The 19,939-nt window shown below is 49.6% G+C and carries 16 protein-coding genes; 14 read left to right on the top strand and 2 right to left on the bottom strand.

Annotated features, from left to right (window positions below; genetic code table 11):
- Positions 1 to 121: 121 nt before the first annotated feature.
- Positions 122 to 1,405: a DEAD/DEAH box helicase gene (locus tag C8U37_RS10670; RefSeq protein ID WP_108033213.1), complete on the bottom strand. Its 1,284-nt coding sequence runs from the start codon at positions 1,403 to 1,405 to the stop codon at positions 122 to 124.
- A 411-nt stretch (positions 1,406 to 1,816) separates the two neighbouring features.
- Positions 1,817 to 2,293 (bottom strand): ribose 5-phosphate isomerase B, encoded by a 477-nt coding sequence (gene rpiB, locus C8U37_RS10665; RefSeq protein WP_108033212.1) that lies wholly within the window; start codon positions 2,291 to 2,293, stop codon positions 1,817 to 1,819.
- Positions 2,294 to 2,517: 224 nt separating this feature from the next.
- Between rpiB and pgmB the strand changes: the two genes are divergently transcribed.
- The 14 genes from pgmB (at position 2,518) to C8U37_RS10595 (ending at position 19,908) form a co-directional block, all read left to right on the top strand.
- Complete coding sequence (gene pgmB / locus C8U37_RS10660) at positions 2,518 to 3,201, top strand: beta-phosphoglucomutase (RefSeq protein WP_108033211.1); 684 nt, start codon at positions 2,518 to 2,520, stop codon at positions 3,199 to 3,201.
- Positions 3,198 to 4,877, top strand: coding sequence for a glycoside hydrolase family 3 protein (locus tag C8U37_RS10655; RefSeq protein WP_108033210.1), 1,680 nt, complete (start codon positions 3,198 to 3,200; stop codon positions 4,875 to 4,877). Before pgmB ends, C8U37_RS10655 begins: the two co-directional genes overlap by 4 nt.
- Before the next feature lie 83 nt (positions 4,878 to 4,960).
- Positions 4,961 to 5,965 (top strand): AraC family transcriptional regulator, encoded by a 1,005-nt coding sequence (locus tag C8U37_RS10650; protein ID WP_170100261.1) that lies wholly within the window; start codon positions 4,961 to 4,963, stop codon positions 5,963 to 5,965.
- 96 nt (positions 5,966 to 6,061) lie between these two features.
- The gene (locus tag C8U37_RS10645; RefSeq protein ID WP_108033208.1) at positions 6,062 to 7,438 is read left to right on the top strand and encodes an MFS transporter; all 1,377 of its coding nucleotides are present in this window, start codon (positions 6,062 to 6,064) and stop codon (positions 7,436 to 7,438) included.
- Positions 7,439 to 7,493: 55 nt separating this feature from the next.
- Positions 7,494 to 10,397 (top strand): alpha-L-rhamnosidase, encoded by a 2,904-nt coding sequence (locus C8U37_RS10640; protein WP_108033207.1) that lies wholly within the window; start codon positions 7,494 to 7,496, stop codon positions 10,395 to 10,397.
- A 226-nt stretch (positions 10,398 to 10,623) separates the two neighbouring features.
- The gene (locus C8U37_RS10635; protein WP_108033206.1) at positions 10,624 to 11,430 is read left to right on the top strand and encodes a DeoR/GlpR family DNA-binding transcription regulator; all 807 of its coding nucleotides are present in this window, start codon (positions 10,624 to 10,626) and stop codon (positions 11,428 to 11,430) included.
- Between the two features lie 443 nt (positions 11,431 to 11,873).
- On the top strand, positions 11,874 to 12,938 hold the full coding sequence (gene ulaG, locus C8U37_RS10630) for an L-ascorbate 6-phosphate lactonase (protein WP_108033205.1): 1,065 nt from the start codon (positions 11,874 to 11,876) through the stop codon (positions 12,936 to 12,938).
- A gap of 27 nt (positions 12,939 to 12,965) precedes the next feature.
- Complete coding sequence (locus C8U37_RS10625; RefSeq protein ID WP_108033204.1) at positions 12,966 to 13,433, top strand: PTS sugar transporter subunit IIA; 468 nt, start codon at positions 12,966 to 12,968, stop codon at positions 13,431 to 13,433.
- Positions 13,414 to 14,868 (top strand): PTS ascorbate transporter subunit IIC, encoded by a 1,455-nt coding sequence (locus C8U37_RS10620; RefSeq protein ID WP_211306194.1) that lies wholly within the window; start codon positions 13,414 to 13,416, stop codon positions 14,866 to 14,868. Before C8U37_RS10625 ends, C8U37_RS10620 begins: the two co-directional genes overlap by 20 nt.
- Before the next feature lie 39 nt (positions 14,869 to 14,907).
- On the top strand, positions 14,908 to 15,195 hold the full coding sequence (locus C8U37_RS10615) for a PTS sugar transporter subunit IIB (RefSeq protein WP_211306192.1): 288 nt from the start codon (positions 14,908 to 14,910) through the stop codon (positions 15,193 to 15,195).
- A gap of 11 nt (positions 15,196 to 15,206) precedes the next feature.
- Positions 15,207 to 15,908 carry an L-ribulose-5-phosphate 4-epimerase gene (locus C8U37_RS10610; protein WP_108033203.1) on the top strand — a complete coding sequence of 234 codons (702 nt, stop codon included), beginning with the start codon at positions 15,207 to 15,209 and terminating at the stop codon, positions 15,906 to 15,908.
- A 1-nt stretch (position 15,909) separates the two neighbouring features.
- Positions 15,910 to 16,752: an L-ribulose-5-phosphate 3-epimerase gene (locus C8U37_RS10605; protein WP_211306191.1), complete on the top strand. Its 843-nt coding sequence runs from the start codon at positions 15,910 to 15,912 to the stop codon at positions 16,750 to 16,752.
- A 64-nt stretch (positions 16,753 to 16,816) separates the two neighbouring features.
- Positions 16,817 to 18,829 (top strand): transketolase, encoded by a 2,013-nt coding sequence (gene tkt, locus C8U37_RS10600; RefSeq protein ID WP_108033201.1) that lies wholly within the window; start codon positions 16,817 to 16,819, stop codon positions 18,827 to 18,829.
- 47 nt (positions 18,830 to 18,876) lie between these two features.
- Positions 18,877 to 19,908 (top strand): hypothetical protein, encoded by a 1,032-nt coding sequence (locus C8U37_RS10595; protein WP_211306189.1) that lies wholly within the window; start codon positions 18,877 to 18,879, stop codon positions 19,906 to 19,908.
- Positions 19,909 to 19,939: the final 31 nt, after the last annotated feature.

Genomic DNA, 19,939 nt, shown 5'->3' with positions numbered 1-19,939 from the left:
TGGTCGGAACTCCGGCGAAGCCTCCGTTCGTCGGAGCAGGCGTCTCATCCCGCCGCATTCATCAGATTTTCTCAGAAAAAAAGAGAGCTCCCGCCATTTTTGACGGGAGCTCTCTTTTCGATTAGTTGCTTTGGGTATTTTTTTTGGTTTGTGTGCGCGGTCTTTGTGCGGCTTTTTGGCCGCCGCGTGGGCCTGGCTGATTCTTGACACGGGTACCGTTATTGCGCGCGGCAACCGGTTTTTTCGGTTGCGGAGCCGGTGCCTTAGTGCCTTCTTTCAACAGAAAAGGCTGGTCCTTTACGACCGGAACTTTTCTTTGGATGAGTTTTTCGATGTCACGCAACAAAGCTGCTTCGGTTTCATCACAGAAGGAAATGGCTTTTCCGCCGCGTCCTGCGCGTCCCGTACGGCCAATGCGGTGAACATAGGTTTCCGGCACTTCAGGCAAATCATACAGAATGACATGCGAAAGTTCCGGTACATCGATGCCCCGGGCTGCGATATCTGTCGCTACGAGAACGCTGGTTTTCTTGGTCTTGAAGTTTTCCAAGGCCCGCTGACGCGCGGTCTGGGATTTGTTGCCGTGGATTGCTTCGGCTGAAAGGCCCGCTTGCAACAGTTTTTTGACGATTTTGTTGGCACCGTGCTTCGTTCTTGAGAAGACAAGGGAGCGTTCCACCGTGTCTTCCTTCAGCAGATGGATAAGCAAGTCGGTTTTGTCGGACTTGGCTACCGGGTAGACGCTTTGGTGGATGATTTCCACTGTAGAGGAAACCGGAGTTACTTCCACCTTCACCGGATTCGACAAAATGGTGCCCGCAAGTTTTTCGATCTCAGTCGGCATCGTCGCCGAAAAGAACATGCTTTGGCGTTTTTTTGGCAGTTCCTTGATGATGCGGCGTACATCATGCAGCATCCCCATGTCCAACATCATGTCCGCTTCGTCCAGGACAAAGAAATCTACTTGGTTCAGTTTGATGTAGCCTTGTCCGATCAGGTCCAACAGTCTGCCCGGTGTCGCCACGAGGATGTCGGTTCCGCGTTTCAGCGCGGTAGTCTGAGGATTCTGGGAAACACCGCCAAAGATGACTTGGATCTTCAATGGAAGGTATTTAGCGTAAATTTGGAAGCTTTCGCCGATCTGCAGGGCAAGTTCACGGGTAGGCGCAAGGATCAGGGCTTTGATGGCACCTTTTCCAGCTGTACCTTCTTCCGTTAGGTTCTGAAGAATGGGAAGGGCAAAGGCAGCGGTCTTACCGGTACCAGTCTGGGCACAACCCAACAAATCCTTGTTGTTCATCAGATGCGGAATCGCATCTTCCTGGATGGGCGTAGCTTTCGTATAGCCTGCCTCTTTCAGTGCGCGCAACAGGTGTTGGTTCAATTCTAGTTCTTTAAATAACAAATGGTTCTCCTTCAGCATGTTCTACATGCATTTGATTTTAGTAAATATGTTTCGGGTCAGGCCAGTTCGGGAAAGAGAGTCGGACTCTCGTTTTGCCAAATGCCTCTCCGCGAAACGTTATATAGGTTCTCTGAGCAACAGCGTGACTGGCCTACTATATCACAAATGGAAGCAAAAGTCATAGTATTCCGCTTTTGAACGGAATAATTGGGTCGTCCAGGAGTTGAAGGATCCAAAATAACCCGCCAAAATCAATTTGGCGAGGAAGTGACCGGCGCATGATCAAAGCCAGTGTTAACGAATGTGAGAATACTCAATAAGACCGCACCAAAATGGATTCGTTCATCCATTTTGGTGCGGTCTTATTTGGTGATTATTTTTTTTAATAGTGGACATTCAACTCGGCTGCGGTTAGTCTTGGATCTCATCCAACTTCTTCAGATGTTTCTCGGCGATTTTTTTCACTTTGTCGACGCGGTTGGTGTATTTTTCGATATCCTTGAGATAATCGGTCGTCATCCAGGCTTCCACGATTTCGAGTGCCAACGCCGATCCGATGATCTTTCCACCGAGGCAGAGGACATTCGTATCGGAGTGGGAACGCGCCAATTTTGCGCAGAACGGATCCTGGCAAACGGCCGCATAGATGCCGTAGATTTTGTTGGCGATCATGGCGCTGCCGTAACCGACGCCATCGACAAAGATGCCGCGGTCGGCTTTTCCTTCCGCCACAGCCAGTGAGGCAGGGTAGACATAGTCGGACAGGTCGCAAGGCTCCTCATTGAAAGGGCCGATGTCAATCAGTTCGTGGCCTTCCTTCTCGAGTAATGCTTTGATTTCTTCTTTCAGGGCAAAACCGGCGTGGTCGCTGCAAACGGCAATTTTCATGTTAATCCCTCCATTATCTGTCATTCAACAAAAGTATAAGGCAAACGGCTGGAGGAGTACAGCAAAAATGCGAAACTGTGGTCCGGACAGTTGGGATGACTAAGCGGATCGGACACGGAAACCTGTGATTTGGACAGTAGACACTTTGGTTCTGCCATTGTCCGGTTCGATCGGATTCGGTAGGATAAAGCCATAACCTACGGATAGTGGAATGGAGCACAGCGATGAGCACGATAAAAGGCTTGGTATTTGATTTGGACGGTGTCATCACCGATACGGCGGAACGGCATTTTCTGGCATGGCAAAGGATAGCGGACGGTTTGGGGATTTCAATCGACCGCGAATGGAACGAGCGCCTTAAAGGGATCAGCAGGACGGAATCCTTGGAGCTGATACTGGCCGAGGCTCCGACCCTGATTCTCGATGCGGCGGGAAAAACACAGCTGTTGGACGAGAAAAATGCGCATTACTTGGAATTGATTGCGGAAATCACAGCAGCGGATATCTTGCCTGGGATTCCGGAACTGCTCGAGGCGGCAAAAGAAGGCGGGTGCCGCATGGCGATTGCTTCCGCCAGTAAAAATGCGCCCATAATTTTGGCAAGACTTGGGTTGTCGGATACTTTCGATTCTGTCATCGATCCGGATGCGCTGACCCACAATAAGCCGCATCCCGAAATCTTCGAAAAGGCAGCCCAGGCATTGGGCTTGCGGGCGGACGAATGCATCGGCTTCGAAGACTCATTGGCGGGCATCGAAGGTATCAAACGGGCGGGCATGCCCGCCGTTGCGATCGGAATCCCGACATTCGGACAATGGATTCCGGACATCGAAGTGGATGCGACCCGGGAACTTGATCTGAAAAAAATCTTTAGCCAACTGGCGATGAAGGAGCGTGTTGAAGGATGATCGATTTGAGAGCGAATCCTTTTTATCTGAAAGAGGAACAAATAGCATGGGTGAACCAAACTTTGGCAAGCCTGACGTTGGAGGAAAAAGTGGGGCAGCTGTTTTGCCCAATCGGCATGTCCACGGATGAAGGGGCTTTGCATGACCTGGCCGTGGACAAAAAGATCGGCGGATTGTTGTTTCGTCCCGGAAAAGGCGAAGAGGTACAGGAAGCACACCGTTATCTTCAACAACAAGCGAAAGTTCCGCTGTTGATCGCGGCGAATCTGGAAGCGGGCGGAACGGGGATTGCCGTGGACGGCACGCGCATCGGCAATCCGATGTTGCTGGCGGCCACCGGGGATGCCGACTATGGGCACCATCTCGGGGAAGTCTGCGCCAAGGAAGGTACAGCTGTGGGCGTGAACTGGGCCTTCGCGCCGGTAGTGGACATCGACTATAATTTCCACAATCCGATCACAAATGTGCGCACGTACGGCAGCGATCCTGAAACGGTCCTGAACTATGCGCAAGGATTCGTTGAAGGCGTGCAGCAAAACGGGGTGGCAGCCTCGATCAAGCATTTCCCCGGTGACGGCATCGACTTCCGCGATCAGCATCTGGTGACATCAGTCAACACGTTGCCGATCGCGGAATGGCGCAGCACCTATGGAAAAGTCTACTCGGGCCTAATCGAAGCCGGTGCGCTTTCCGTGATGATCGGGCATATCGCCTTGCCGGCAGTCCAGAAGGCCGAAGAAGATGCCTTCTTGCCGGCGACCTTGTCTCCGGTCATCATGCAGGAGTTGTTGCGCAAGGAACTCGGCTTCAATGGCCTCATCACAACTGATGCTACGCCGATGGTCGGTTTCTGCGCAGCGATGGAGCGGCGGTTGGCAGTTCCGACGGCGATCGCGGCCGGATGCGACATCTTTTTGTTCAACAAAGATCTTGAGGAGGATATCCGTTTCATGCAGGAAGGGATTGAAACGGGTATCCTGACTTTGGACCGTCTCGATGAAGCAGTCACCCGCATTCTCGCGATGAAGGCTGCGCTGCAATTGCCGGAAAAGCAGGCGGAATCGTTGCTTGTTCCCGCAAAAGAGGAGCTGGCTGTCCTGCGCAAGGTACAGCATGTCGAGTGGGCGAAGCAAGCGGCCGACAACGGCATCACCCTCGTCAAGGACACAGCCGGAAACCTTCCGTTGCGGCCGGAAGCCACGCCGCGTCTGTTGCTGCAACTGATTGGACCTTATGAAGAAGCGAACACTCAGATTGCGTCAACAGTGATTCCATTGTTGGAGAAGGCAGGCTTCCAAGTGACGCTGTATCAGCCAGAAGATTTCACGACCGGTTTCGATTCCGTTTCTCAGTTCCATGCGAAATACGATGCCGTCCTTTATCTGGCCAATGTCGAAAATCGTAGCAATGCCACAACTACAAGAATCAATTGGTATACGTTCTTCGGCCAGGGGAACAATATTCCGTGGTTCGTCGATGAAGTGCCGACCGTATTTGCGAGTCTGGGGAATCCGTACCACCTCATGGATGTTCCGATGGTGAAGACCTACATCAATGCCTACGACAATCACCAAGCAGTCATCGAAGCGCTTGTCGCTAAACTTCTTGGCAAGAGCGATTTCAAGGGCGTGAGTCCGATCGATCCTTATTGTGGACTGATGGATGCCCGCAGATAGATTTTATGCACCCAACCCGATGAGTCCGGTTGGGTTTTTCTGTATAATGGTGGATGAGACAACGAGAGAGGGGGAGCGGCAAAATGTTTGAACTGGACCGTTTTTTAAGGGAAGAAACCACAATCGAAAAAGAGCAGCGAAAATCCGGGTTCAATGTGACGGATCTGGATATTCTCAATGAGTTAATTTTGAGTGGGAATAAGTTCCGCTTGAATGGCGATTTCCTACTGAGTGAGGAAATGTTCTTCAAAAAAGGAGACGTCCATATCCGTAAGCACAATCGTTATTCGGATATGCCCTTGCACCACCATCAGTTTTTGGAGTTGAACTATATATATTCCGGTTCCTGCACCCAGGAAGTCAGCGGTGAAAAAATCATTCTCAATGAAGGTGATATCATTATGCTGGATCGGGGCAGCTCGCATTCCTTCCAGGAATTGGGCGAAAACGATATCCTCATCAATATCCTGTTGAAAGTGGAGACGATCAATACCAAAATCCTTCAGCAACTCGTGCGAAAACGCGGGGTATTAACTGAATTTCTCGTATTGGCAAGCCAGCGCACCCACGAAGAGGATCAGTTTTTGGTATTCCGGACGGGAGAAAATGCAAAAGTCCAAACTTTCATGCAGTACATCCTGGAGGAATACTACGGCGAAGCTGAACCGAATATCGAAGTGATCCACCTCTACCTTCCATTGCTGTTCATGGAACTGGCGCGCACGTTCGAAGAAGAGACGAAAGAGAAGCAACGCCACCAGAATCAAGTCGTCACGGAAGCATTAGCGATCATCGAAAAGGATTACCGCACGCTTTCTTTGGAAATGCTGGCGCAACAATTGGGATTCAACAAAAATTATCTGGGCAATCTGATCAAAAAAGAGACGGGCGACACTTTCAAGCAATTACTGCAACGCCAACGCATGCTGCACGCGCGTCATCTTCTGGTCTTTTCAAATTATTCGATGGAGGAAATATCCGAGGAAATCGGCTATCTGGATACGAGCTATTTCTTCCGGTCCTTCAAAAAAATGCACGGAAAGACGCCGGGACAGATCCGCGAGGAAGCTTGGCACAGAGACCTGTAGTTTGACCACTTTGTTCTGTTTGCGCGACATTGTAAGCCTTTGCCGAAAACGGTTTAATAAGAGAGTAAACAAAACAGAACAAAGGAGACAATAATTATGGCAACTGAAACAAGAATTTTGGATCAAACAGACGAAAACAAGCTGCCGATTAGCGAGAAGCTGACGTTCGGCTTCGGGAACTTGGCGGCCAATCTGATGCTCACGACAGCCAGTTCCTTCATCACTTATTACTATACCGATGTGGTCGGCCTGAGCGCAGTGATCGTCGGGAACATCCTCTTGTGGGCGCGGCTTTTTGATGGCGCTTCCGATTTGGCGATGGGTGCGATCGTCGACAAGACCCGTTCGAAACACGGAAAGGCCAGACCTTGGATTTTATGGATGGCGATCCCTTATGCATTAGCAATGATACTGCTTTTCACTTCTCCGGATTTCCTGGGATCGACGGGCAAAGCCATCTATGCTTTCGTGACTTATGTGATCGCTTTGGCCGGTGTCTATACAGCGACGATGGTTCCTTATAATGCGATGATCGGTACGACAACCTCGAATCCTGTCGAACGCGGCAACCTTTCGACATCGCGAACATTGGCTGGGTTTGTGGGTGCAATGGGAGTGACTGCAGCGGTTCTGCCGATTGTCACTTTCTTCGGTGGCGATAAACAGGCCTGGACCTGGATGGCGGTTGTTTTCGGGGTTATTTCATCACTATTGTTATTGCTCTTATTCAAAAATTCAAAGGAACGCGTCATCGAGACCACTGTCGCTGTCGAAAAGGTTCCGTTGAAAACGAACATCAAAGCGCTGCTGCAGAATAAATATTGGATCATCATGATTCTTTACATGATGATTGGCTTCATCAGTTCCGGTTTGGGCGGCATCAATATCTTTTACGCACAATGGATTTTAGGGGATCCCGCAAAAGTCGCGGTGATCGGTATCCTGTCCTTTATGCCGATTGCTGTAGGCGCGGTATTCATGCCTTTTCTGTTGAGCAAGTTCAGCAAAAAAATAATTGTGTTATCGGGAAGCTTCGTGATGCTGCTCGGGTTGGGGATCATCGCACTGTTCCCGGAAAACTTCACGATGATTCTGGTCGGGTTGGTCATCCGCGGACTCGGCATCGCGCCAGGAGCTGTTGCAGGATTCGCCATGTTGGGTGACGTTGCCGATTACGGCGAATGGAAAACGGGCATCCGCAGCGAAGGCTTGATTTTCTCGGCAGGAACTTTTGCCGAAAAAGTCGGCTCCGGTGTGGGCGGACTGATCCTCGGGCTCGTATTGGGTCTGGGCGGCTATGTGTCGCAAGGGGCAACGCAATCCACAGAAGCTTTATTCGCAATCAAGGCGATCTTCGCCTATCTGCCGATCGTCTTCACGGTAATCTGCATTCTGTTGATCCTCTTCTATGATTTGGACAAAAAACTTCCGGAAATCGCAGCTGACTTGAAAGCGAAACGAGTGAACGGATAATGTTGCAGGCTGCCGTATCACAGGCAGCCTATTTTTTAAGATAGGAGCATGCACAATGAACATATACAATCTGAAAACGAATCATCTGCTGAATCCCATCGGCTTTTTGATCGATACACTGACGCTCTCATGGATAGTTGAAGCGTCTTTTGGGGAAAAATTGCAGGGCACAAGGGTCGTCATTGGACTGGATGAAAACTACGAAAAAGTCATTCATGACAGCGGCAGCCGCACCGACCTCGATCCTCTGAGCTATCAACCAGGAATACTACTGCAGCCGCGCACACGCTACTTCTGGAAAGTAGTCGCAAAGAACGCCGCCGGAGAGGAACAGGCGTCCGAAACCCAGTACTTCGAGACGGCGAAGGAAGAGGAAGCCTGGACCGGGAATTGGATCGAGCCTGTCCGCCAGTTCGAAAGGATGCCGCTTATGCGGAAACTATTCCGGCTGCCGACAAAACCTATCCGTAAGGCACGTATCTATGCGACCGGACTGGGCGTTTATGAACTGTACCTGAATGGGGAAAAGATCGGCGATGAATATCTGGCTCCCGGATTCCATTCCTATGATTTTTGGCAGCAATATCAAACTTACGATGTGACAGAAATCCTTCAAACAGGCGGCAATGCGATCGGCTTCATGCTGGGGGATGGCTGGTTCAAAGGCCGTTTCGGTTTTGATGGAGGATACGAAAACTTGTACGGGGATCAGTTCCGTCTGATTGCGGAATGCGTCGTCAGTTACGAGGACGGGACCGAAGAAATCATCGCTACCGATGCTGCGTGGGAGGCTGCAGAAGGACCGCTTGTCGCCAGCAGCATCTACGATGGGGAAATCTATGATGCGAATCTGGAAATCAAAGATTGGAATAAGTACAGCGAAGCAGCAACCGATGCGCGTTGGGAACCGGTGCAGCTGAGTGCGGCGGACACGGAAAAACTTCAGGCCCGATTGAGTGTCCCAATCAAAATCGTGGATGCCTTCGTGCCGGAACTGATCCTGACACCTGCCGGGGAGCAGGTGCTGGACTTCAAACAGAACATGACGGGCTGGATCACCTTCACCGCGGATGTTCCGAAAGGGTCCGTCATCACCTATGAAGTCGGCGAAGTGCTGCAGGAAGGCAATTTCTACCGCGAGAACCTGCGCACGGCGGAAGCGAAATTCACCTACATCAGCAACGGTAAACCGGCAGAAGTGCGTCCGTACTTCACTTTCTATGGCTTCCGCTATGCCAAGATAACCGGCATCGACCTTTTGGAGCAGGATTTGGGATTCAAAGGCTATGTGCTGCAGAGCGAATTGGAAGAGACGAGCGGCATCATCACCGCCAATCCAGATGTGAACCAATTGCTGAAGAATGCTTTATGGGGACAGAAAGGCAACTTCCTCGATGTGCCGACCGATTGCCCGCAACGCGATGAGCGCATGGGCTGGACAGGGGATGCCCAGATATTTGCCCGGACCGCCAGCTACCACATGTATACGCCTGCCTTCTACAAGAAATTCATGCACGATCTGCGTTTGGAACAAAAAGCGCTTGATGGCGCGGTTCCGTTTGTTGTGCCGCAGATCAAGCCGGAAGGAGATGCCGGCTTCGTGACCGGTGCCGGAGCAGCCGCTTGGTCTGATGCCGCGACTGTCATTCCGTGGGTTCTTTATGAACAGTACGGGGATCGCTCATTGTTGCAGGAGCAATATCCGACCATGAAAGATTGGGTGGAATACATACGCCGTGAGGATGAAAAATCCGGGGCCAAACGCCTTTGGACGACCGGCTTCCAGTTCGGCGACTGGCTAGCGTTGGACGGTGCCAATCCGCACTCGCCGATGGGCGGCACCGATACTTCGCTAGTGGCATCTGTGTATTACTATCATTCAGCTTCCTTGGTGGCGCGGGCCGCTGAGGTATTGGGTCATACGCAAGATGCGTTGGTATACACCAACTTGGCCGCGGAAGTGAAGCAAGCCATCCAGAATGAATATCTGACCGTGATGGGGCGACTGGCGGTAACGACCCAGACAGCCTACATCCTGTTCCACTATTTCGATCTTTGTCCCGAGCAATTCAAAGAACGGATGACAAAAGACTTCTATGATAAGGTCATCTCTAGCGGCATCCACCTGCAGACCGGATTCGTCGGTACGCCTTATTTTGCCGAAGCCTTAAGCAGGAACGGCATGAACGAGCTCGCTTATGGTCTGTTGCTGAATGAGGATTACCCGAGCTGGCTGTTCGCGGTGAAGATGGGAGCGACCACCATTTGGGAACGATGGAATTCGATTCTGCCGGATGGGAAGATTTCCGGGACGGACATGAATTCCCTGAACCATTATGCCTATGGATCGATTGTCGAATGGGTGTACCGTTGCGTTCTGGGTATCCAGGCGGACAGCGCGCATCCTGGCTACAGACATTTCATTTTGGCACCACAACCGAGCGCGCAGCTGGGCAAGGCGGAAGGGTATTACCAATCCGTGTCCGGCCGCATCGAAAGCGCGTGGGAAATAATGTCGGACGGGCAGCTCTTCTTCTCCTTCCGCGTGCCTTTCGGGACGACTGCCACCATCACCTTGCCGGATCTGTCCCTGGAAAAGGCCCGGAAAATGGAGTGGCTTCAGGAGGCAATCCCTACTGAAGTGGGCGTAAGTGTTACGGTTAAAGCGGGCGACTACAGCGTGAGCTATATGCCGACACGGAACTATCGCCCTGAAGTCACAACTAAGTTGACCTATCGGGAGTTGTTGGAGTACACCCCAGCACGCAAAGTGATCTTCGAGCAATTGCCGATGATGCGCAACAACGAGATCGCACTGCAGTATTTGGATATGCCGTTTGAGGCGTTCAAAGAGCTGCCGATTGTTTCGAATTTCGTCAGTGACGAGACATTGGAGCGATTGGATGCGACTTTTAGTGGAGGAATCCCTATCATTGATAAAATTTCCCTACAGTCTTAAATGTAAATAAACAAATAGTAGGCCGAGCATGAAACTGGCTCGGTCTTTTTTTGCTTGGACACCATCTGCTGATATATATTATGGTAAATAACTTCAGTATCAACCACGAATACCGGATGATGCAGTTGAACGACAAAAAATGAATGTTTTATGCTCGTTTCATGCTTTTTGTTTTGATATTTTGTCCGTTTCGAGTACAATGAAAGAAAAGAAGCGGGGTGAAGATATGAAGTCAAGTCAAGGGGTCGTTTATAAGAGAAGGCAGCATATTTTAAAGGCCCTTCAAGAAAAGAAAGTTGTTTTGGTGGAAGATTTGGCCAAGGAACTGGATGTTTCCGAAATCACCGTCAGACGGGATCTGCAAAGCTTCGACGATCAGCACCTCATCGAACGCTTCTATGGAGGCGCACGTTTGTTGGAGGGAACTTTTCAAAAAGAAGAGTATCCAGTATTCAAACCGAAAAAATCGAAAAAACAGGAAATCGCAAAGTTGGCCGCTACTCTGGTCAATGATCATGATATGATTTTCATCAATTCGGGCTCGACCGCGTTCTTTTTGCTCAATTATCTGGCGGATCAAAACGTCACCATCATAACCAACAATGGCCGAGCGATTTTCCGGAAACCGTCTTCGAAAGCGGAAATCGTCCTGTCGGGCGGGGAAATATATGAAAAGAAAAAATCGCTTGTGGGGGATTTCGCTTTGTATACCTTCTCCAAGGTGACGGCGAATATCTGTTTTTTGGGTGTGGGCGGAATCAGCGAAAAAGGGATCACGACCTTCGCTCTGCCGGAAACGGCAGTCAACAGGCTGATTCTGGAGCGCACAAATGGACCGCGAATCGTAGTGGCGGAGGGCAGCAAAGTGGGCCGGGAACAAAATTTTTCTACGGCCGACATCAGCCGAATCACCCATCTGGTCACCGATCGATCGGCGGATAAGGAACAGATCAAGAAAATCGAAGCAAAAGGAGTCAAAGTGTTATTCGTCGACGACAACCAACGCGAAGACGAAACGGGAACGACGAAGTAAATATACCCAAAAGCCATAACAAACAACCGGACGCAAGCGGGAAATGCCTGCTTCGTCTGGTTGTTTTTTTTTGCAATCCGGCAAGCTGACTTCGCCTTGCTGCCGGGATTATGATCGTTTTGTTACTCGGAAATCCCGACGCGCAGGCATTCTGTCGGGATTATGACCGGTAATTCGCTCCGAAATACCGAGTGTATCCGTAAACGCAAGAGCTGCCTTGAAACAATCAGCTCCAGGGACGCCGATGACCAAATCGTTCATAACGACCAAAACGATCATAAAAAACCCCTAAAGATTGTTTGATTGGGCCCTATTGATTATGAAAACGTTTTATTGTATGATTAACCCATCGAAAGAGATGTTCATTTTATGGGCGTTTAACGAATAGTAAGTGAAACGATCAAATAAGTGATCAGACTTTAAAAATCAAAGGAGTGGAGAAAATGAGTAAAATTGATGGGGTAACAAAAGAGTCTTGGGTATTGAGTACTTTTCCGGAATGGGGCACTTGGCTGAACGAAGAAATCGAAGACACAGTGGTGGCAGAAAATACCTTCGCAATGTGGTGGCTGGGTTGCACAGGCATTTGGCTGAAATCACATGAATCGACAAACATCCTATGCGACTTATGGTGCGGCACAGGCAAACAATCTCACGGCAGCGGGAAAATGAAGGACGGACACCAAATGCAACGGATGAGCGGTGTTCAAAATATGCAACCGAATCTTCGCGTTCAACCGTTCGTCATCGATCCGTTCGAAGTGAAGAACGTGGATGCATTGGTTGTTACGCATATCCATTCCGATCACTTGGACATCAACACGGCAGCGGCTGTTCTGAAAAATTCAAGCGATGCAGTGAAATTCGTCGGACCGCAAGCGGTTGTGGATACTTGGATCGGCTGGGGCGTGCCGGAAGAAAAATGTGTTGTCGTGAAACCTGGCGACAGCGTGAAAATCAAAGATATCGAGATCGTCGCTTTAGAAGCATTCGACCGCACAGCCTTGGTTACAGCTTCAGAAGGTGAAGTTTTAAGAGGTAAAATGCCGCAGGATATGGATTTGATCGCAGTCAACTACTTGTTCAAAACTTCAGGCGGAAACTTGTATCACGCTGGCGATTCCCATTACTGCAACTATTTCGCAAAACATGGAAATGATCACCAAGTGGATGTCTGCTTAGGAGCATTCGGCGAAAACCCACGCGGAATCACCGACAAGGTAACTTCAGTGGATATGCTGAGAATGGCTGAATCATTGAACGCGAAAGTGGTCATCCCGGTCCACTACGATATCTGGTCGAACTTCCAGGCGGATCCTAAAGAATTGGTCGAACTGTGGAAATTCAAAAAAGATCGTCTGCAATATGGATTCAAGCCATACATCTGGCAAGTCGGCGGCAAATTCGTCTATCCGGATGACAAAGACAGAATGGAATTCAATTTCAACAGAGGATTTGACGATGTGTTCAGCATCGATAATGACGTACCATTCAATTCATTCCTATAAAAAACAACACCCAAAAGGAGAGATCATATGTTAGATGAAGTCATCAAAAACAAGAGATACTCCTTCCATGATGGATTCGACAGTTGGCAAGACAGCATTCGTGCTGCTTGCCAACCGCTCATCAAGGAAGGCGCCATCGAAAAGGAATATCCAGAGTACATCATCGAGAACGTTAACGAATTCGGACCCTACATCGTCATTGCGCCGGACATCTGCATCCCGCATGCGCAAGAAGGCAAGGGCGTAAATGAAACCGCTATCTGCTTCATGCGTACGAAAGTGCCGGTGAACTTCGGGCCGGCCGCCGAGTACGAAGCGCGCATCTTCTTCGTCCTGGCATCAACGGATAATGAAAAGCATTTGGCCAATTTATCCTCGCTTGTGACTTTGCTGTCGGATGAAAGTGTCGTAGATGCCTTTATTCAAGCTAACTCTGTCGCTGATTTAGAAAAAATTATGGAAATCGAGGGTGAATATCTTGGAAATACTAATTAGTGTATGGTCATTCTTTCAAGTCAACATCTTGACGCAACCTGCTTTTTTCCTTGGTATTATTGTATTCGTCGGCTATCTCTTGTTAGGCAGACCCGTATATGACGCCCTTGCCGGATTCATCAAGGCAACCGTCGGGTATTTAGTCTTAAATGTTGCTGCAGGTGGCTTGGTTGGTAATTTCCGCCCTATTCTGGCAGGCTTGAAAGAAAGATTCAACTTAACGGCAGTCGTCATCGATCCTTATTTTGGACAAACGGCTGCGCAACAAGCGATAGAAGGAGCGGGACGTTCTTTCAGCCTCATGGTTATCGTTTTACTTATCGCTTTCATGGTGAATATTGTGTTAGTCATTTTCCGTAAATATACTAAAGTCCGGACCGTATTCATCACTGGACACATCATGGTACAACAGTCTTCAACTGCTTTATGGCTGGTTTTGTTCGCTTTTCCTGAATTGCAGGATGTAGGCGTCATCATCATGTTGGGCCTCTTGCTTGGAACGTATTGGTCGGTATTCTCAAATCTGACTGTTGAAGCAACTCAAGATTTGACTGAAGGTGGTGGATTTGCGATTGGGCACCAACAGATGTTCGGTGTCTGGTTGACAGATAAGTTTGCTGGGAAATTCAGCAAGAACAGCAAAAAATTGGAAGATGTCACGCTTCCTGGTTTCCTGTCCATCTTTAAAGAGAGCGTCGTCTCCACAAGTATTTTGATGTTCCTGTTCTTCGGTATCATCATGGGGATCCTTGGGAAAGACCTGATGATGACCATCGATCTCGCCTATACAGGCGAACGTAACTACGTGTTCTATATCCTGGAAAAATCATTGTACTTCGCAGTGTATCTGCAAATTCTGCAACTTGGTGTCCGTATGTTCGTATCGGAATTGACGGAATCATTCCAAGGGATCTCTAATAAATTGTTACCTGGTTCCATGCCGGCGATTGACTGTGCGGCAACTTATGGATTCGGTCCAGGAAATGCCGTTACATTTGGATTCCTGTTCGGAGCCTTGGGACAATTCTTAGCCATCATCGGTTTGGTTGTATTCAAGAGCCCAGTGTTGGTCATTTCCGGATTCGTACCTCTATTCTTTGATAATGCAACCTTTGCTGTCTATGCAAACCACAAAGGCGGCATGAAAGCCGCGATGATCATTCCTTTCATTTCAGGGATCATCCAAGTTCTTGGTGGAGGCCTCGCTGCATACCTCTTCCAGCTTTCCCAATTCGGCGGCTGGCATGGTAACTTTGACTGGGATACTTTATGGTTGGGCTACGGCGTAATCATGAAATACGGCGGTTATGCCGGTGTCGTTGCGCTTGTCATCGGAATGCTGTTGATACCGCAATTGCAATACCGCAAAAACAAAAAACATTACTTCATGATCGCAGAAAATTATGAACAATATAAAGAAGAAGTCGAAGCATAATAACCGGAAACCTGATTCATATAATAGGAGGAATTGATTATGAAAGTATTAGCAGCATGCGGAAGCGGAATGGGTTCAAGCCAAATCATCAAAATGAAAATCACGAATGTCTTCAAAAAATTGGACATTCCTTTGGAAATCCACCATTGCGCGGTTTCCGAAGCAAAAACACTGGCTGCGAGCTATGATGTGGTTGTCTGTTCAAATGCGCTCTTGGACGTATTCAAAAATGTGGACCAAAGCAAAACGAAAATCATCGGTTTGAAAAACCTGTTGTCTGAAAAAGAGATCGAAGAAAAAGTCCGCGAAATCGTTTTGGGCGAATAGGCGGTGCACAAATGACATACACTGAATTGAAAAAGAGAGTGTTTGAAGCAAATCTGTTGTTGCCTGAATATGGTTTGGTGAAATTCACGTGGGGGAACGTTTCCGAAATCGACCGCGAAAGAAACGTTATCGCAATCAAACCATCCGGTGTCGAATACGCTGAAATGACAATGGAAGATATCGTTGTCGTCGATATGGACGGGAAGGTAGTTGAAGGAAGCCTGAAACCATCCTCGGATTTGGATACGCACCTGGAACTGTACCGTAATTTCAAGGACATCGGTGGGGTTGTCCATACGCATTCGCCTTGGGCAACCACACTGGCGCAAGGAGGCGTGGCGATTCCCGCCTATGGAACGACGCAAGGGGATTATTTTTACGGCACAATCCCTTGCACGCGCAGAATGACAGCTGCTGAAATTTCCGGTTCGTATGAACTGGAAACAGGAAAGGTGATTGTCGAAACGTTTGAAGGCATCGATGAAAATCAAATCCCAGGTGTGCTGGTCCACAGCCATGGTCCGTTTGCTTGGGGAACGGATGCTTTCGATGCGGTCCACAATATGGTCGTCATGGAAGAAGTCGCCATGATGTCTTGGCGGAACCGCGTGATGAATCCGATGATGGAATCCATGCAACAAGAACTTTTGGATAAACACTTCCTTAGAAAACACGGTCCTGGGGCCTACTATGGACAGGTTAAGGAGGATTAGGATGGAATATACGTTAGGAATCTATGAAAAATCGATGCCGGGCAATTTAAGCTGGACGGAAAAGCTGACTATTGCGAAAGATGCCGGCTATGATTTTTTGGAAATGAGTGTCGACGAAACCGATGAAAAGCTTGCCCGGATCGATTGGACCAAAAAGGAACGGAAAGAACTTGTCGATGCGATGTTTGAAGTAGGGCTGCCAATCCGCTCCATGTGCCTCAGTGGACACCGGAAGTATCCGCTGGGTTCACATGATCCGCAGATCCGCGAACAAAGCTTGCAGATCATGGAAAAAGCGATTGAATTGGCCGATGACTTGGGAATCCGCATCATCCAATTGGCAGGCTATGACGTCTATTACGAAGAAGGGGATCAGCAAACCGAAGCCTACTTCATTGAAAACCTTCAAAAGGCAGTGGATATGGCAAGCAAAAAAGGGATTCTCTTAGGCTTCGAAACGATGGAAACGCCTTTCATGAACACGGTTGAAAAGGCGATGAAGTATGTGGACATCATCCAATCGCCCTACCTGCAGGTCTATCCGGACACCGGCAACTTGAAGAACGCTTCATTGACCGCGGAGAAATCCGTCGATGAAGATATCCGCACAGGCAGAGGGCACATCGTTGCTGCGCATCTGAAGGAAACGATCCCGGGGCATTTCCGTGAGATCCCCTTCGGAACGGGACATGTGTCTTTCGAGGAAACGATCAAAACGATGTGGAAAGAAGGCGTACGCCGCTTTGTTGCCGAATTCTGGTACACCGGTCAGGAGAACTGGCTGGAGGATATCCAGTTCGCACAGACTTTCTTAAGAGGGAAATTTCAAAAAGTTGGCCATTAATTGAGCTTGGTTGAAGGTCAAGAGACCTTCAACCATTTTTTAGGAAGAGAGGACATACGAAAATATGCAGAATACATTTGATCAAATCGACGAGTTGGCGGTAAATACGGTGCGCACACTGAGCATCGAGGCCGTACAAAAGGCAAATTCAGGACACCCGGGCTTGCCGATGGGGGCAGCGCCGATGGCGTATGCACTCTGGACGAAGCATCTGAAAGTTAATCCGAAAAATAGCCACTGGGCAGACCGTGACCGTTTCGTCTTGTCGGCTGGGCATGGTTCTTCGCTATTATATAGTCTGCTTCACTTAGCGGGCTTCGCTGTAAGCATGGACGATGTGAAGAACTTCCGTCAATTGGGAAGCAAAACACCGGGCCATCCGGAAGTGCATCATACGGACGGCGTGGAAGCAACGACTGGTCCATTGGGACAAGGTATCGCGAATGCGGTCGGTTTCGCGATGGCGGAAGCGCACTTGGCGGCTACCTACAACAAAGAGAATTTCCCGGTTGTGGATCACTATACCTACTTCCTGAACGGCGACGGCGATCTGATGGAAGGCATCTCCCATGAAGCAGCCAGCTTAGCCGGTCACCTGAAATTGGGCAAACTGATCGGTTTGTACGACTCCAACGACATCTCCTTGGACGGACCGACATCAAAATCCTTTACGGAAGACGTTGCTGCCCGTTTCGAAGCTTACGGCTGGCAACATATTTTGGTGAAGGACGGCAATGATCTGGAAGCCATCTCGAAAGCCATCGAAGCAGCGAAAGCGGAAACCGAAAAACCGACCCTGATCGAAATCAAAACCATCATTGGCTTTGGTGCTCCTGACGCAGGTACGCATAAAGTGCATGGCGCTCCACTGGGAGCCGAAGGCGTCGCCTTCGCGAAAAAAGCTTACGGCTGTGCCGACGAAGCTTTCTGTGTGCCTAGTGAAGTGGCAGCCCGTTTCGACGCAACAACGGTTGCGGAAGGCCAAAAAGCGGAAGCGGCTTGGACTGCACTGTTCAACAACTACAAAGCGGCTTATCCGGAATTGGCGCAACAATTCGAAGATGCCAGCGCGAACAAATTGCCTGAAGGTTGGCAAGACAAATTGCCGACTTATGAAGTGGGCAGCGCAGCCAAAGCAAGCCGTGTGACCAGCGCGGAATCCATCCAAGCTTTGGCTGAAGCGGTGCCTTATTTCTGGGGCGGGTCGGCTGACTTGTCTTCCTCAAACAACACGATGATCAAAGCAGCAACTGATTTTGAGCCGGGCAACTATGCCGGCCGCAATATCTGGTATGGCGTGCGCGAATTCGCGATGGCTGCCATCATGAACGGCATCATCCTGCACGGCGGAACCAGAACCTATGTCGGTACCTTCTTCGTCTTCACGGATTACCTGCGTCCTGCGATGCGCTTGGCTGCCATTTCCAACTTGCCGGCCACCTACGTGATGACGCACGACTCGATCGCAGTCGGCGAAGACGGCCCGACGCATGAGCCGGTGGAACACTTGTCCAGCTACCGCGGCATGCCGAACCTGACCGTTCTGCGCCCTGCTGACGGTAACGAAGTCAGCGCCGCTTGGGAAATCGCGGTTTCTTCCGAAACCAAACCAACCTTGTTGGTGCTGACGCGCCAAAACTTGCCTGTCCTTGAAGGGACACCAACATTGGCGCGCGAAGGCGTTAAGAAGGGCGCATACGTGCTTTCGCCGCAACAAGGCGAAACACCTGCCGGCATCCTGTTGGCGACCGGCTCCGAAGTAAACTTGGCGATGGAAGCCCAAAAACAATTGTTGGCGGAAGGCATCGACGTTTCTGTCGTTTCCATGCCAAGCTTCGATCTGTTCGAAGCGCAGGATGCTGCCTACAAGGAAGCTGTTTTGCCTAACGCAGTCCGCAACCGCATGTCCATCGAGATGGGCGCAACATTGGGTTGGGAACGCTATGTCGGCCTGGACGGCTTGGCATACGGCATCGATAAATACGGCGCAAGCGGAGACGGCAACGTGGTAATGGCGGAATATGGCTTCACGACCGAAAAAGTGGTCGCAGCGTACAAAGCAACATTCGCAAAATAAGCCGGATGCAGTCGCATTCCTGTTGGATAAATGATGAGGGGGCATGAATGATGAAAATAACAAAAAAGAAATTGGATGATATGTACCGAAGCTATTGCGCCAGCTACATCACAATCGGCGGCGAAACGTGCGCATTGATCGCCAGTGAAGAGGAAGGCTATCCTTGCTACATGTACTCGGGCAAAGACTTCGAAAAAAGGGAGACCGTTTGGGAAAAGGGCGGCGGCTGCATGTCCATCATCCCGATCCCGAACAAGAATAATGAATTTTTGGCCATCGTCGATTTTTATTTGAAGGTCAGCCCAAGCAAATCGAAAGTTGTTTGGGGTAAATATGATTCGGAAACCGGCTGGGAAATCAAGGATGTTCTCTATCTGCCGTATCTGCACCGTTTCGACATCTACGATGTGGACGGCGTGAACTACTTTGTCGGCGCCACGATAGCGGACGACAAAGATTTCAAAGATGATTGGTCGAGATCCGGAAGCATCTATTATGGCGTGCTGCCGGAAGACCCTACCGAAGGCGTCGCATTGGAGCTCCTCGGGAAAGGCTATTTCCGCAACCACGGCTACTACAAGGATTATGAAGGGACTAAACCGGTCGGCTACTTCACAAGCGATCAAGGCATCATCAAGGTGACGCCTTTTGCCGAGAAAGCCTGGGAAATCGAGCAGATTATGGACAGTCCGATCGGCGAAATCGCCCTCTTTGATATCGACTCGGACGGAGAAAAAGAACTGATCACGATTGAGCCTTTCCATGGCGACAGCATCAAAATCTACAAAAAGACGGAGTCCGGCTACGAATCCGTTTATGACTACCCGCATAAAATCGACTTTGCCCATACGTTGGTGGGGACGACACTCAGAGGAGTGCCTAGCTTTGTCGGCGGCATCCGGCGCGAAAACTGCGATTTGTTCTATATTCAATATGTAGACGGCGAATATAAGACGGAAATCATCGACAAGGGCTGCGGCCCATCCAACATCATGGTGGTGAACGAGGCGGACAGGGACATCATCATATCCGCGAACCATACCGGCAACGAAGCGGCAATCTATATAGTGGAAGATTGAGTAGGCGGTGAATTCCGATTAGCAGAGACTT

It is taken from the genome of Trichococcus patagoniensis, from assembly GCF_003051085.1.
Lineage (GTDB): Bacteria > Bacillota > Bacilli > Lactobacillales > Aerococcaceae > Trichococcus > Trichococcus patagoniensis.
The sequence above is the reverse complement of the archived record's forward strand: the minus strand, read 5'-3'. Positions and strand labels throughout refer to the sequence as shown.

Coding starts and splice junctions, on each gene's coding strand:
- rpiB (WP_108033212.1), bottom strand. CDS start 2,293: ATGAAAATTGCCGTTTGCAGCGACCACGCCGGTTTTGCCCTGAAAGAA.
- pgmB (WP_108033211.1), top strand. CDS start 2,518: ATGAGCACGATAAAAGGCTTGGTATTTGATTTGGACGGTGTCATCACC.
- C8U37_RS10655 (WP_108033210.1), top strand. CDS start 3,198: ATGATCGATTTGAGAGCGAATCCTTTTTATCTGAAAGAGGAACAAATA.
- C8U37_RS10650 (WP_170100261.1), top strand. CDS start 4,961: ATGTTTGAACTGGACCGTTTTTTAAGGGAAGAAACCACAATCGAAAAA.
- C8U37_RS10645 (WP_108033208.1), top strand. CDS start 6,062: ATGGCAACTGAAACAAGAATTTTGGATCAAACAGACGAAAACAAGCTG.
- C8U37_RS10640 (WP_108033207.1), top strand. CDS start 7,494: ATGAACATATACAATCTGAAAACGAATCATCTGCTGAATCCCATCGGC.
- C8U37_RS10635 (WP_108033206.1), top strand. CDS start 10,624: ATGAAGTCAAGTCAAGGGGTCGTTTATAAGAGAAGGCAGCATATTTTA.
- ulaG (WP_108033205.1), top strand. CDS start 11,874: ATGAGTAAAATTGATGGGGTAACAAAAGAGTCTTGGGTATTGAGTACT.
- C8U37_RS10625 (WP_108033204.1), top strand. CDS start 12,966: ATGTTAGATGAAGTCATCAAAAACAAGAGATACTCCTTCCATGATGGA.
- C8U37_RS10615 (WP_211306192.1), top strand. CDS start 14,908: ATGAAAGTATTAGCAGCATGCGGAAGCGGAATGGGTTCAAGCCAAATC.
- C8U37_RS10610 (WP_108033203.1), top strand. CDS start 15,207: ATGACATACACTGAATTGAAAAAGAGAGTGTTTGAAGCAAATCTGTTG.
- C8U37_RS10605 (WP_211306191.1), top strand. CDS start 15,910: ATGGAATATACGTTAGGAATCTATGAAAAATCGATGCCGGGCAATTTA.
- tkt (WP_108033201.1), top strand. CDS start 16,817: ATGCAGAATACATTTGATCAAATCGACGAGTTGGCGGTAAATACGGTG.
- C8U37_RS10595 (WP_211306189.1), top strand. CDS start 18,877: ATGATGAAAATAACAAAAAAGAAATTGGATGATATGTACCGAAGCTAT.